This is a genomic window from Parapedobacter tibetensis, assembly GCF_024704835.1.
Classification (GTDB): Bacteria; Bacteroidota; Bacteroidia; order Sphingobacteriales; family Sphingobacteriaceae; genus Parapedobacter; species Parapedobacter tibetensis.
The window spans coordinates 52842-68049 of the sequence record NZ_JAMXBE010000009.1 but is presented as its reverse complement, the minus strand read 5'-3'; the positions used below and the strand labels follow the sequence as shown (position 1 = coordinate 68049).

General features: G+C 45.8%; 12 protein-coding genes. 7 read left to right on the top strand and 5 right to left on the bottom strand.

The window, feature by feature from the left end; translation table 11 throughout:
* The first annotated feature begins 39 nt into the window (after positions 1–39).
* A protein-coding gene (prfB, locus tag NF543_RS15325; protein WP_257668903.1) for a peptide chain release factor 2 occupies positions 40–1123 on the top strand; the annotation gives its coding sequence in 2 pieces (ribosomal slippage) (positions 40–99 and positions 101–1123; 1083 coding nt in all).
* Here prfB and dcd read toward each other — a convergent pair.
* A complete protein-coding gene (gene dcd / locus NF543_RS15320; RefSeq protein WP_257668904.1) occupies positions 1120–1656 on the bottom strand; it encodes a dCTP deaminase in 537 nt (178 codons plus the stop codon). The genes prfB and dcd overlap by 4 nt on opposite strands.
* 139 nt (positions 1657–1795) lie before the next feature.
* Here dcd and NF543_RS15315 point away from each other — a divergent pair, with 139 nt between their 5' ends.
* On the top strand, positions 1796–2437 hold the full coding sequence (locus tag NF543_RS15315; RefSeq protein WP_257668905.1) for a 4'-phosphopantetheinyl transferase family protein: 642 nt from the start codon (positions 1796–1798) through the stop codon (positions 2435–2437).
* Between the two features lie 11 nt (positions 2438–2448).
* Here NF543_RS15315 and NF543_RS15310 read toward each other — a convergent pair whose 3' ends face one another.
* The 4 genes from NF543_RS15310 to NF543_RS15295 are packed head-to-tail and all read right to left on the bottom strand — an operon-like array spanning position 2449 to position 6640.
* Positions 2449–3816, bottom strand: coding sequence for a hypothetical protein (locus tag NF543_RS15310; RefSeq protein WP_257668906.1), 1368 nt, complete (start codon positions 3814–3816; stop codon positions 2449–2451).
* Positions 3817–3822: 6 nt separating this feature from the next.
* Complete coding sequence (gene bcp / locus NF543_RS15305) at positions 3823–4284, bottom strand: thioredoxin-dependent thiol peroxidase (RefSeq protein ID WP_257668907.1); 462 nt, start codon at positions 4282–4284, stop codon at positions 3823–3825.
* 18 nt (positions 4285–4302) lie between these two features.
* Complete coding sequence (locus NF543_RS25415) at positions 4303–6039, bottom strand: M23 family metallopeptidase (protein WP_308378980.1); 1737 nt, start codon at positions 6037–6039, stop codon at positions 4303–4305.
* On the bottom strand, positions 6029–6640 hold the full coding sequence (locus tag NF543_RS15295; RefSeq protein ID WP_257668908.1) for a fumarylacetoacetate hydrolase family protein: 612 nt from the start codon (positions 6638–6640) through the stop codon (positions 6029–6031). The genes NF543_RS25415 and NF543_RS15295 overlap by 11 nt, the downstream gene beginning before the upstream one ends.
* Positions 6641–6817: 177 nt before the next feature.
* Between NF543_RS15295 and NF543_RS15290 the strand changes: the two genes are divergently transcribed.
* The 5 genes from NF543_RS15290 to NF543_RS15270 all read left to right on the top strand — a co-directional run bounded on the left by NF543_RS15290 (position 6818) and on the right by NF543_RS15270 (position 15204).
* Positions 6818–7537, top strand: a complete 720-nt coding sequence (locus NF543_RS15290) for a hypothetical protein (protein ID WP_257668909.1) — start codon at positions 6818–6820, stop codon at positions 7535–7537.
* A 443-nt stretch (positions 7538–7980) separates the two neighbouring features.
* A complete protein-coding gene (locus NF543_RS15285; protein WP_257668910.1) occupies positions 7981–11067 on the top strand; it encodes a SusC/RagA family TonB-linked outer membrane protein in 3087 nt (1028 codons plus the stop codon).
* A gap of 12 nt (positions 11068–11079) precedes the next feature.
* Positions 11080–12711 (top strand): RagB/SusD family nutrient uptake outer membrane protein, encoded by a 1632-nt coding sequence (locus NF543_RS15280; RefSeq protein ID WP_257668911.1) that lies wholly within the window; start codon positions 11080–11082, stop codon positions 12709–12711.
* 80 nt (positions 12712–12791) lie between these two features.
* Complete coding sequence (locus NF543_RS15275) at positions 12792–14231, top strand: Gfo/Idh/MocA family protein (RefSeq protein ID WP_257668912.1); 1440 nt, start codon at positions 12792–12794, stop codon at positions 14229–14231.
* 268 nt (positions 14232–14499) lie between these two features.
* Positions 14500–15204 carry a DUF4198 domain-containing protein gene (locus NF543_RS15270; protein ID WP_257668913.1) on the top strand — a complete coding sequence of 235 codons (705 nt, stop codon included), beginning with the start codon at positions 14500–14502 and terminating at the stop codon, positions 15202–15204.
* Positions 15205–15208: the final 4 nt, after the last annotated feature.

Sequence of the window (15208 nt, the reverse complement as noted above, 5' to 3'; positions counted from 1 at the left end):
ATACGCATAGCAAAAATATAATTCCTTACCTTTGCATCCATGACCAAAGAACAGATTCAAGATTTGAGGGATAGATCAGCTTCCCTGAGGAGGCATCTTTGACATCGATGTCCGTAAAGATGAAATAGAGGAAGAACAAGCCATCACCCTTCAGTCCGATTTTTGGGATAATTCCAAAGCAGCCGAAAAAGTGCTGCAATCCATCAAAAATAAAAAGATATGGACCGACCACTTCGATGAAGTCGTTGCGGCGGTGGAAGACACGACAGTGATGTTTGAGTTTTTCCAGGCGGGGGATGCTTCCGAGGCCGATTTGAAAGAGCAGTACGATATCGCCCTTGGCAAGATCGAAGAGCTGGAATTCAAAAATATGTTGAGTGCCGATGAAGACCAATTGGATGCGGTGCTACAAATCACCGCAGGGGCAGGTGGCACCGAAAGCTGCGATTGGGCGGGTATGCTAATGCGCATGTACCTCATGTGGGGCGAAAGCAATGGCTATAAAGCGACGGAGCAGGACTACCAAGAAGGCGATGTGGCTGGTATCAAAACAGTGACCTTACAGTTTTCAGGTGCTTTTGCTTACGGCTACCTCAAAGGAGAGAATGGCGTACATCGCTTGGTGCGGATTTCACCTTTTGATTCCAATGCCAAACGCCATACGTCGTTTGCTTCCGTATATGTCTATCCCTTGGTGGATGATACCATCGAAATTGACGTAAAGGACGCCGATCTAGATTGGGATACGTTCCGTTCAGGAGGTGCCGGCGGACAAAATGTGAATAAAGTCGAAACAGCCGTGCGCCTACACCATAAGCCCACGGGGATCATCATCAAAAACCAAGAATCACGTTCACAGTTGCAAAACAAGGAAAATGCCTTGCGCTTACTTAAATCACAACTGTACGAAATAGAGATGCGTAAACGGGAGGAAGCTTCTGCGGCGATAGAGGGCAGCAAGAAAAAAATCGAGTGGGGCTCCCAGATCAGAAATTACGTACTACACCCTTATAAGTTGGTGAAAGACCTGCGCACCAATACCGAGACTTCCAATACACAGGCCGTTCTTGATGGGGAAATCGACGAGTTTTTGAAGGCTTACCTTATGGAGTTCGGGGGTTAGAACTCATTTTTCCACATCATGCTTTCCACAGGACGGGTCGTTTTGTTGTTGTACTTGGCGTTGCCCTTCGTGTTGTAAAACGTTTCGATATCTCCCTCTACAGTAAAATAAATCAATTGACCAATAGGCATGCCTGCATAGATCCGCACAGGCTGGGCCACGGATATTTCCAGTGTCCAGGTGTTGCAAAAACCTACATCTCCCTTGCCTGCCGTGGCATGGATATCGATACCTAGCCGACCAGTACTAGATTTGCCTTCAAGGAATGGCACATGGCTATGGGTCTCGGTATATTCAAGCGTGACACCGAGGTATAAAGCATTCGGCTCTAAAACATAGCCGGCTTGGGGAATTTCAAAGTGCTCAATTTCATTGTGTTTTTTGGCATCCAGCACACGGTCTTTATAGGTGGCGAGATACTTACCCAAATGGACATCATATGAATTCGTGCCTAGGCAATCCCGCTGGAAAGGTTCGATGACAATGGTGCCGCGTTCAATTTCTTCCAGTATGCGTTTGTCGGATAGAATCATTTTTTGTTAGATATAAGACATGAGACGTGAGATATGAGACGAACATATACCATAATCTCGCAGTCATGAAAGGGCCAAAAATACATTAATGAATCAGAATTTTTAGGACTATTTTACAATAAATGCTATTTTTGGATGCATGGCATTAGCATACTTGCGTGAATTAGACAATAATGTACGGTTTGCCATTTGGCGAATCGAGGAACCTGCGGAAGACCTTCTCAGTCGGTTGCGGCTAAATGACCGTGAGATGGCTGTATTAAGTCGCCTGAACAAAGGTAAACGGACCCTGCATTGGTTGGCCACACGTGTATTGCTACGGGAAATGCTAGACACCCTTGGCTTTATCGATTGCCCTTCGGATAAAAACGGGAAACCCTATCTGGCAAACTTCCCCCAACGGATATCACTTACACATTCCTTTGATTATGCAGCGGTGATGATGAGCGACAATGGTGAGGTGGGTATTGATTTGGAATTGGTGAAGCCAAAAATCCTCCGCATTGCCGATAAATTTATGAAAGACGAGGAGTTGAAATCCATCGGTGACCCAAATAAAATCGAGCAACTTTATGCCTGCTGGTGCGCCAAGGAGGCCGTGTATAAGTTGCAGGGAAATAAAGGGGTGTCATTCAAAGACAATATGACGATACTTCCGTTTGATTTTCAGGATCAAGGCGTATTGTTTTTAGATTTGGATGCCCCCCACCGAAAGGAACAGTTTAAGGTGTATTATGAAAAGTTCCAGGAATATATGCTGGGATATGTGATGGAAGGATAAGGCATATTAAGCTATGGTCGAAAGGCATCAACCAGTTGCACCAAGCTATTGATCCGTGGATTTACCAGGGATAATTCCCCCGTTACTTCAACCCGGTCAGAGTCCAATGTTCGACCAGTGGCTTCGATGTGGTCAAAAGATTGGATATACCGTGTCAATACGGGGCTTATTTCCAATTTTGTTACTTTCTCAAAATCCATGCTCATATAGAATATTTCGCTGTTGTCTCGACCATTTGGAGGCAATTCAACGGGGGAAGAGGCCGTATGGAGCTGGAAATAATGATGCCCTATGCAACTTGCGCCCACTTGGTACAGCGGGAACGCATCACGACTTAATTTGGTATGTGAAGAATCTAAAAATCCTTGTTTGCGTAAGTAAGTTGTCAATGCGTCAGTATCCGCATGGATGGAAAGGTATAGTTCGGGCACCTGCTTTTCGACAAGCTCTACCTGTTCTTCCAATTCAAAATCATCATTATAGTCATAGGTGATGGTGGTATCTTGTTGTGTGATGATGCCCCGCCACTCCAATGACAAGTTGCCTCGGTAATAGTTGAGCAAGCTATCGCCATGCAGGCTGTATGCTCCGATACGATAAATCTGTTTCCCAAGTATACCACCCAAACCTGTATTTAGCCAAAGACTTGCCGCATTATCGACAGGAAAGTCCGGTCGGCGCAATACGGTATCCGGCAAAGTGGCTCGAATCTGCATCGAAAGGAGGATACGGCCATCCCGGAACTGGATGCTTCCTGAATGTTCATTGTTTGTAAAAGCAACATGCCCTTTAATGGTGCGTAATGTCTTGAAATCGCTTTCTTTCACAGGCACCATATCCGTAGCATCCAATAGTCGGTCGAGTGTGGCCAGCACCTGTGCGGTGTCTACCTGATTGTTATTTGCCATCGCTGGCAGGGCAAAAGCGACACGACTGGCGGTATGATTTACAATGAGGTGCTTTGAATGCAAGAAGCTATCTTGTCCGCTCCATTGACTTTCCATACCTAACTCATGCACTAAAAAGTGACGCAGCGCCACCGAATCTCTTACCGCTAAGGTGCCAAAATAATAAGACGCAGCGCTGTCTGCGCTGTACAAGAAGATATTGGCCGGGACATGTATCCCAAGCTGTTTTAGTGTTTTTTGGTCAAATTGAGGTTTCTCCTCATCGCGATCCCCAGAATAGTAGCTCCGATTCCATAATGCATTCCAAGCGATATCCCTGATCAAGGCATCCCCATTGACCTTGATTAATAGGGCGGCATTTTTTGGGATGAGCGTGTGATAAGAAATGTATTGGCGGTAGGCCAGATAACCCCATCCAACGGCAATAACCAATAACACAAAGCTTAAGACAAAGATGAATGCACGCTTCATGAATGTCTATTTCAGCAAATCCCTGATTTGTTGCGATGCATGCTCATTATCTACTTTCTTGATGATGTGCGCAATGATGCCATTTTCATCAATAAGGAACGTGGTACGGGCTGTACCCATGTATTTCTTGCCGTACATATTCTTTTCTACCCATACACCATAATCCTGTACAATTTTTTGATCCTCATCGGCCAATAACGTAAATGGGAGGCTATGTTTGCTAATGAATTTTTGGTGTGACTGCTCGTTATCCACACTTACGCCAATGACCTCAAAGCCATCGGTCAGCAAGGATTGGTAGTTATCCCGAAAGTTACACGCTTCCGTAGTGCAGCCCGGAGTATCATCTTTTGGATAGAAATAAAGGATTACTTTCTTCCCTTTGAAATCACTGAGTGATACGGTTTTACCATGCTGGTTTTTCGCGGTGATTGCTGGGGCCTTGTCGCCCGGTTTCAATGTTGCCATTTCTTTTGTCGTTTAAAATTATCTCACAAAATTTACTTCGTAAGCCTGCTTGTTATCTTTCCAATCCACAACTTCCAATCGGAAATATTGCTTTCCTTTTGGCATACTCTTTTCAAACACATGCCAGAGTACACGTGTTTTTGGGTCATATTCCATCAATACCCACTGTTCATTGAGGTAGCCATTGAATGATTGGATACCAGATAAGTCATCTGATCCGAGGAAATTCATCCGAGATAAAGTTGCCATGTTTTTACCTTCGCTGATATTTTGTGGGCGGATGGTAGGCGCAATGGTATCTACACCTACATAAAAACTCCCAAAACTTCGAGCAGTTGTTTGCACCCAACCGTTCTCGTACCGGCCTCCATTTGAGTTGCCTTGTATATCTACAATGAGGGCTTTGCTGTATAAATGCTCGGGTAATGTTTCGTCCGGTTTGATGGCCAGTTGATATCCCAGATGAAGCGGGATCATCCGATTGTGTACATGCTGCATGAGCGAATATCCTTTAGCCGGTTTGGATGCTTGCGCATAACTAAAGTGCAAGTGGTCATACAATGCATTTTCCGGAATGGTGATTTCGATGTGCTCCGCTGAATATCGGTTTTCTTTGTCGTATTTGAATATAGCAGTCCCCGGGATGTTCTTGTGTTCGGGTTTGTATGTTGGGTTGTGTTGGACACGGAAAGACAATGTGCTCGTATTACCCTGCACATCGCGTACCCGATAGGTGATTTGGTGCACTTGATTGCCTGTGATGGCTATAATGCCGTTTTTCACTAGATTTTGATAAATGGTCAGGGGGTTGTTGGGATCCACAAAACTTTTCTGCACACGGGTTTTTTTGAGGATATAATACGGGTAGTCGATATGCGAGTTCATGGCACGGGAATGATCAAAACGGAAGCGCTCAAATACCGCCGTATAGATGGGTGCACCATCCATTAGCAACTCGATGGAATATACACCATTCCGGAAGGAAGATCCAGATTGCTGGTCAACGGTGTTGATGCCGAAACCTGTACGGCCGTTAACGGGGATGATGGTGTTCTGAGCCAGTGTATAGTTGCCGCCTGCACCGGCGTTGACGAGCAGGTGCCTTCGTCCCGTATGTTCGCTGAAGGCGTCATCTCCAAGGTCGTATACCGTAATACCGTTTATCGTGGGGGGTATATTATCCGGAAATTGGAGCCCAAACAATTGGCTGTTGATAGGTTCCTCGGATTTTGTGTCACGTAATTCGAAATGCAAGTGGGGGCCTTGGGAACTTCCTGAATTGCCTGCCTGTCCGATAATTTCACCTTTCTTCACAGGGATTACATTTGATTCCAAGGGAACGTCTACATCAAACTTTTGCTCCTTGTATTGCTGGGCCCTTACCACGGACGTGATGTTATCACTGAACTGATGCATGTGCATATATACGCTGGTGTAACCATTGGGGTGGTCGATGTATAGCGCGTTTCCGCCGCCGCCCAGTTGCACACGGATACGGGAGATATATCCATCAGCCACTGCATAAAGGGTATGGCCCACGCGTTGCTGCGTACGGTAATCCGACCCTGAATGGAAATGGTTGGTTCGCAATTCGGCGAAGGTGCCCGATGCTTGCGGAGGTATATCAAGCGGTGGACGGAAATAACCTTTAGGGTACGATTGGCTTTGGATGATGGGCCCCTGGGCATGTGCGGTACAGACGGCAAATAAAAGTAAGAAGTGAGTCAGGTAGATAAACTGCATCTTATTTGACATAAAAATGAAACATACGTTGGTCTCCGATGAACCCTTCGAGGTAATCACCGATAGCAACGGGTGCAACCCCCGCAGGGGTACCGGTAAAAATAAGATCCCCTTTGCGTAACGTGATGTATTGTGATACAAAGACAAGAATATCCTCAAATGTAAAAATCAGATCTTTTGTATAGCCTTTTTGCACCGTCTTTTCATTTATGTCTAACCGAAATTGCAGGTTATACACATCGCCGAACGTCTCTTTTGGAAGCAGGTCGCTCACGGGTGCCGAACCGTCAAATGCCTTAGCCAGTTCCCATGGCAGAGATTTTTCTTTATGCTGTTGTTGGATATCCCTGGCGGTAAAATCTATCCCTAAGCCAATGGCATCGTAATAGGTGTGTGCAAATTTCGCGCCGATATGCTTTCCCTCCTTGCAGACCCTAAGCACCACTTCCACCTCATGGTGGATGTTTTGAGAAAAACCGGGATAGTAAAAATCGCGGTTGTCTTTCAATATGGCGGTATCGGGTTTGAGAAAAATCACAGGTTTCTCGGGAACAGGGTTATTGAGCTCCTTGGCATGTTCGGTGTAATTGCGGCCGATGGCGATAATCTTCATAGACAATAGCTAATGAGTTATTGGCGGTAAAAATATAAGAAAACTCCCGAAAAAAGATGATATTAATAGGATTATTGCAGATAGTTGATTAGCCAAGATAATCCGTGAGCGATACATAATTTTGTAAATAAACGTGAAATTCCGTATATTGACCTTTATCTAAACAAGGAGGTCGTTATGCAAACGTTAAATGTCAACTGGTTTGTTGAGGTACCCATCGATTTTGAACATAAACAGTACCAATTGCTGGCGTATTTGCAGCAAATCAACGCCCATTTCAACCACACCCAACTCTACCCCAATCTGAATGATCTGGTTTTCCACTACAATAACCTGAAAAAATTCAAGAAGGATAAAACCATGCTGGAGACATCCTTCCCTGTTCGTCTGAGCAACATCGATGTAGCAGCGGTGACACTTACCTATGAAAAGATCATAAATGATGATGCCATGATGCAGGAAATTGAGCAAATCATCAATTATGCAACATTCAAGATCAAGCCTGCCATAAAAGAAGGTCAGGAAATCCATGACTTTGTAGAAAGCCACCTCGCCATTTCCGAAGTCGGCGTGCGGCCACTTTATCCCTATCATGGCTATTTATTATTACGTAATGGTGGAGAGCGAGGCGTTCGCGTGTATGAATACCAAGTGACCCTTTTCGAAAACCAGCACGAAAAGTACCGTGGTATCCATACCACTTTTATTACCAAGTACGAGTGGAGTTTTATCTATAGCTCAGCGGCGTCCATCCGCAAGGATCTCATCCAAACTCGTCGCGAACTCCCTAACCCAGCGGTATACCAAGTGGAAAGTGATATCACATTTCCCTTGGAAAACACCTTGCTACCCTTAGCCAAAAAAACGTTGGTCAAAACCATATCTACATTGAGCTGATAATGATAGCATACATTATCCCGTTACTTGCAATGGGGTCTGAAGTGATTTTGTTCTTAAATTTGCAAGTCATTCAATATTTATATACCTTAGCTTCGTTGTAAGCCATAAATGGAATGGAATACTAACGTACCACAAATAACACACTATTTTTTTAACCTGTTAAAACACACAATTATGCCACTGAAAAACAAAGGTTCTACCAATTAGCTAAAATGTTTTAGTTTATTTTTTAAGCCGTAATCTCTAAAGATTTAGGTGCACTCCGGCATTACATTGTAATGCCAGAGGTCGTTATTGTTTTTTTTCCAACCTACACGCGAAAATACGAAAGAGGTGTTGTGGATGGCTAGTCGTGCCTTGCCATAGCGTTTCACACTGCTATTGCATTGGTTAGAAAGACAATGAGCTACATAGTTAATGAAAAACCAAAAATTAGAACAATGAACCACAAAAGAGCAAAAACTAGAAGAGGGAAAATGCGGCTAACGTCATTTGCCTTGGCGGTAGTGTTGATTATCAGCGCTGCGCACGCAAAAATTCATGCTCCGAACACGTTCGGGGAAAAAGGCTACATCAACATTTCATCTGAAAAACCTGCCTTTCAGCAGACCATCGTAGGGACTATTACGAGAGCAGCGGACAATACACCCATGGAGGGTGTTTCTATTGCCGTGAAAGGGACCTCACGGGGGGTAGCCACAGATGCCTCCGGGAGATACACCATTTCAGCTGCAAGCGGTGAAATTTTGGTGTTTTCTTACTTGGGTTATGTGAGCCAGGAGATTACGGTGGAACAAAGCGCGACCATCAATGTACAGTTGAAAGACGATGCCGAGAGTTTGGAAGAAGTAGTCGTAGTGGGGTACGGCACGCAACGGAGGAAAGAGGTAACTTCGGCTGTTGCTACGGTAAGGGCAGAAGATTTCAATGCAGGCGGCGCTCGTTCGCCCATGGACCTTATCCAAGGAAAAGTGGCAGGCCTAAACATAACGCGTACGCAGGGCAATAACCCCAATTCAAGTGCAGCTATCCAGTTGAGGGGGGTTACGTCACTCACAGGTACACGAACGCCGTTGATTGTGATTGACGGTATCCCCGGGGGCAGCCTGGACTTGCTCCAACAGGATGATATCGAGTCGTTTGATGTGTTGAAGGACGGCTCAGCTGCCGCTATCTACGGTACACGGGGCAACGCAGGGGTAATTCTCATTACAACTAAGAAAGGAAAGGAAGGTCCTCCCCAGTTTGACTACGCTACGTATGTGCAACGCGAAGTGGTAGACCGCAAGCCGGATTTCCTCAGTGCCTCAGATTTTAGGAATCTCATTGCTCAGGGGGTCATTAGTGGTGACGAAGATTTTGGCGCTTCCACTGATTTATATGATGAACTGATAGATAGGCAAAATACAAGTCAATACCATAATTTCGCCGCTTCAGGAGGATCTGCCAATACCAATTATCGGGCTTCGATTTTCTTCAATGACGCTAATGGCATCGCCAAACAAAGTAGTCGGGAGCAATGGGGAGGAAGGGTGAATATCAATCAAAAGGGATTGCAAGATCGACTGGCACTGCAAGTAAACCTTGCTGCGAATTTCAATAAATCAAACTTGTTGGGAGGAGGATTCAATAATTCAGACGATCCCAATGCCCGTATAACCAGCACAGGGAGCGATTTTGAACAAGCTGTCCAACGCAACCCAACGGCTCCGATTTATAATGAAGACGGTTCGTTTTTGGAAACACAAGCCTATAACAATTACAATCCACTTTCGCGATTGGCAAACCGCATCGCTGAGCGCAATGAGCAAACGCTTTCTGGAGACGCAAGGCTGACACTTGACATTATCGATGGGTTATCTGCCTCTGCGTTTGGCTCCTATGTGCGCGAAAATTTCAATGACCGTTTTTACCGCTCCACAAACGATTGGGAACAACGGCCCTCCTCTGACTGGCTAGGGATGGCTTATGCAGCGAAATGGAATGATGTGTCTTGGATACAAACATTTGAATCTACCATCGACTATAACACCACCTTTGCTGAAGATCATTCATTGACCGCGCTTCTTGGGTATAGTTACCAATATGGTACAGTCGAACGGTTCAATGTGAATAACAACGGCTTTACCTCCGATGGATTTCTGGACTGGAATTTAGGTGCTGGTAGTGCAATTAATAATACTGCATTACCTCGGCCTGGAATGGGTAGTTTCAAGGATGACAATACGCTCATCGCTTTCTTTGGTCGGGTGAATTACACGTATAAAGGAAAGTACATGGCTCAAGCCATCCTGCGCAGGGAAGGGTCATCGCGTTTTGGAGCCAACCACAAATGGGGGAATTTTCCATCTGTTTCAGTAGGGTGGAGCCTAAGTGAAGAGGAATTCCTCCAAGCGGTACCGGAGATCAATGACTTGAAATTGCGTATAGGTTATGGGGTCACCGGCAACCAAGGTATCCCGAATTACCAATCGCTACTCACATTAAGTACAGGGGGTGTTTACCCGCAAGGAGGCGTGTATTATCAAACGTATGGGCCTTCACGTAATCCGAACCCTAACCTGAGGTGGGAACAAAAAGCCGAATGGAATTTCGGTTTGGATTTTGCCTTGTTCAATAATCGGATCAGCGGGGCGTTAGATGTGTATGACCGGGAGACGAAGGACTTGTTATACGAGTATAATGCCCAACAACCGGCATTTGCACGTGATCTCATCTATACCAATGTGGGCTCTATCCGGAATAGGGGCGTTGAACTGCAACTTTCGGCTATTGCTATGCAGCGCGATGATTTCCGTTGGAATATCGATTTCGCAGGCAACACCAATTCCAATAAATTGACCAAATTATCTGCCGATGTTTTCCAGGCGAACTGGCTTGAATTCTATGGCTTACCGTCACCCGGGAATCTTGGGAACGCTTTTCGATTGGAAGAAGGGGGCGAGATAGGCAATTTCTTTGGTAAACGTTTTGCCGGGCTTACGGATAATGGTAAATGGCTGTTTTACAAAGCGGATGGAAGCACTGGGTTGGCCGGTGAAATGAATGATAATGACCTAGCCGTAATTGGTAATGGGGTGCCAAAATACCACGCGTCGCTGAGCAACACGTTTATATACAAAAACTTCGATTTAACCATATTTTTCAGGGGTAAATTCGGGTTCGATATCCTCAATACACAGGATTTGTATTTTGGTAACAAGAAATGGCTGCCCAATAATTTGCTGCGGAGTGCCATCACGACGCATGACCAATTGGATGATGATCCCCAATACTCGGATTACTACATCGAAAAGGGCGATTTCGTGAAATTGGACAACCTGACGTTGGGGTATAATTTCAAACTGAATTCTTCCTATATCCGTAATATGCGGGTTTATGTGACCGGGAGGAACATCGCCACCATTACCGGATATAGTGGTATTGATCCCGAATTGCAGGATACTGGCTTTGAAACCGGTGTGGATGCCAGGGGTTTTTACCCTCGCACACAATCGTGGGCCATTGGATTGAATGTTGGATTCTAAAAAAAATTGAAGATGAAAAGTTACATAAAGAAAGTATTGTACATCACCGCTGCCGGCGTACTGGCAAGTGGAATAAATGCCTGTACAAACTTGGATGAGTCCCTGTACAGCGAATTGAATAAAGATAGCTTCTACAGCTCAAAGCTTGAAGTAATGCAGGCTGCCCTCCGGCCCTTTACGCATATGCAGGCCTGGATGGCGCCAACGGGGGGAAATGGATATTATTATCATGCCGAACTCTCTTCCGATCAGCTGGCATGGCCTCAAAAGGGGCGGCATGGGTATGACGGCGGTGATCATTTCCGGCAACATTACCATACATGGACGGATAATGAAGGCCGGATGCGAACAGCTTGGACGCTGATATGGACAGGGATTGGCTATATCAATTCGGCAATAGCCGACTTGGCGGAAGTGGAGTACGCGTCGTTGGACATTAGTGATGCAGAGATGGCCGCCATATTGGCGGAACTACATGTACTACGGGCCTTCCATTACATGAAAATCATGGAACTATGGGGGAATGTGCCGATTTCCACTGAGGTGGCATCCGAACCGACCAACCCGCCTACGCAACCCCGTGCAGAAGTCTTTGAATTCGTAAAATCGGAATTGGAAACTTATGTACCCCAATTATTGCCGTATGCTACGGAGTTGGTGGGGCGTGTATCAGCCACCGCTGGATATGCCATGTTGGCCGAACTATACCTCAATGCGGAGTACTTCATAGGTACACCGATGTGGGATGAGTGTATCGCAGCCTGTGATATGATTATCAGTGGAGAGGCTGGAGGACTGCAGGGGACCCCCCAGTTGGCCAGTAACCTGACAGAAACCTTTAGTAATACCAACAAAAATGCGTCTGAGTCCCTATTCCAATTTGCGTATAGCCGACAGGGCGGTTTCGTTTTTGACTGGGGCGGTTTTTTCATGGGATATGATTACATGAGGGAGGTGTTGGACGTAGGGTATGGGGGATGGAATGCCTTCGTTGTTGTCCCTTCTGCTTTTGATGCCTATGCGGAGAACGATCTGCGCAAAGAAGAATGGTTCTTGTTTGGTTCACAATATAGATATGGAACAACAACTCCGGTATTGGGTTCAGAGGAGTGGAGCGGCAAACCCATCGTGTTTGTCAATTCGATCCGCAGGGAGAGTGAGGGTGACCTCACCGGGCCCGGAAGTATGGCCGAAGGTGAGGAGAATAGTGGGGCCAGGTTCAATAAATACAAGAGCGGACGGCTAAATGATGTTAATTACCGAGAAAACCATTATATTCTCTATCGGCTCACGGAAATTTATTTCAACAAAGCCGAGGCCATCATGCGCAAGAACGGAGGCACAGCTACCCAAGAAGCTGTTGACTTGATTAATGCCAGCCGTGAACGGGCATTTAGTCTTGCCGACTGGCCAGCAGCACGGTACACCACAGCCACGTTGACTATGGATGAGCTGTTGGAAGAACGTGGCCGCGAGTTTATTTTCGAAGGGAAGCGACGTACGGACCTTATCCGGTTTGGCAAATTCATCAACGGTACATGGTGGGATCATGAGCCTACCAACGACCCGAATAAGGAGCTATATCCGATACCACATACACAGATTGCTATTAACCCTAATCTTACTCAAAATCCGGGGTATTGATATTTCATGCCGGCAGGGATATGCCTGCCGGCAATTATTTGTATATTAGCACTGTAAAATGAATCAACATATAAACAGCAATGAAGGATAATAAAAACAAAATTGGATCGTCCCGTAGGGAATTTATCAAAACCGGTGCCGCAGCGGCAGCTGGTTTTATGGTTGTACCACGGCATGTATTGGGTGGTGCGGGCTTTATTGCCCCTAGCGACAAATTGGTTGTCGCGGGTATCGGCGTGGGAGGCAAAGGTGAATCCGACCTTAGAAGCTTCTATGATAGTGGCAAGGCGGAGATTGCTTATCTATGTGATGTAGACGATCGCCGTGCGGCAGGTTCAGTAAAACGTTTCCCCAAAGCAAAATATTACAAAGATTTTAGGGAAATGTTGGATAAGGAACACAAGCATATCGATGCCGTGTCTGTCTCGGGGCCCGACCACAACCATGCCATCCATGCACTTCCTGCCATGCAGCTGGGCAAGCATGTATATGTGCAAAAACCATTGACCCATGATGTGTATGAAGCGCGTGTACTCACAGAGGCAGCCAAAAAATATAAAGTAATAACCCAAATGGGCAATCAAGGGGCATCAGGAGATGGTGTACGCATCTTACGCGAGTGGTTTGATGCAGGCCTGATTGGCGATGTGCATACCATTTACACTTGGACGAATAGGCCGGTGTGGCCACAGGGAATCCAATGGCCCGAACAAAAAGCCGATATCCCGAAAGAGTTGGATTGGGACCTTTGGTTGGGCACAGCTCCTTATAAGGATTATGTCGATAAACTGGTGCCTTTCAACTGGCGTGGATGGTGGGATTATGGTACGGGTGCCCTTGGTGATATGGGGTGCCACATCATGGAAGCACCGTTCAGTATATTGGGACTCCAATACGTGAAGGATGTGCAGGCCAGTGTAGGTTCGGTATATGTTGATGAATTCAAACGCGGGTATTTCCCGGAAAGCTGTCCCCCTTCGAGCTATGCCGTGCTGACTTTCCCGAAATCTGCCAAAACCAGTGGCGACGTAACCATCCATTGGATGGATGGTGGGATTCAGCCCCAACGACCTGAGGAATTAGGCCCCAATGAGATGTTTGGCGATGGCGGTAATGGTATTCTCTTCATTGGCTCGAAAGGTAAGATGATGGCAGATACGTATGCTGAAAATCCTCGGTTGTTGCCTACCTCTTTGACCGAACAGCATAAGCTACCTGTGAAATACGAGCGTGTACCCAGTAGTGCATCGGGGCACTATGCCCAATGGGTAGAGGCTTGTATCGCCGGGTATGGCAATAAGGAAGTAAGTGCCCCTTTTGAAATATCAGGCCCATTGACAGAGGCCTTGTTGATGGCCAATCTGGCCATTCGTGGCTCAGATCTACGCATCGAAAACAATTATCCGGGCAGAAACCTCAAGTTGATTTGGGATAACGACAACATGAAAGTGACTAACTTTGATGAGGTCAATCAATTTGTCAAACGGCAGTACCGCCAGGGATGGGAATTAGCGGTATAAACATCATTCCTGTTGATTAAATAAAGAGAGTCAGGGCATTTCGAAAGGGATGCCCTGATTTTTTTATGATTACGCGATACCATTGTGAATCAAACGGCACGGTACATGAAGATGCCAAAAAAACACCCAGCCAACCAAGTATTACCGATGACCCGGTAGCCGTCTCCTATGCCAATACAATTGATCGTCAACGAGGAAAATTAATATTAAATAATTTAGACTTATTATAAATAAGTATATATATTTGCCTCACTTAATCTTAAATATCATGAATACATTCAAAACGATCGTAATGCTTGTGCTGTTTGCATCGCAGGCGACTCAATTATCAGCACATGCACTCTGGATAGAGACAGCGGCCTTTGGAAAGCGTGGGGTGCAGCAGCATGTCAAGGTTTACTATGGAGAACCCGGAGATGAAAAGCCAGATAAAGTGGCTGATTGGTGGTCTGATGTGAGTACGTTTACCCTATGGTTGCATCTTCCCAATGGAAGCAAGCAGGCATTGCCGGTGAATGCTGCCGATGACCATTTTACGGCAACATTTACCCCTGAGACAGATGGAGCCTATACATTGACTATTGCTCATAAGGTCAAGGATTTGGTGGATGAGACCCAATACCAGTTCAATAGTACGGCAGTTGTGCAAATAGGCAAGCCTATCCAGACTTCGGTGCCCATTGTTGATGGAGAACTACATGTGCTGCAAGAGCGCACAAGTGAGTTAAAGCGCAATAAGCCCATCGGAAATTTGGTGCTGTTCGGGCAAAAGCCATTGCCGGAGGTTCAGGTCGAAGTGTTCGCACCAAGTAGGTGGAGCCAGCATGCCGAAACCGATGAATTTGGAAAGGCTGGATTTGTTCCGGAATGGAAAGGGCGATATCTTATAGAGGTCATTCATACCGAACAAGTAAAGACTGATAACTATAAGCAAATTGTACGGATTGCAGCCACATGTTTGCGTGTTCACTAATAAT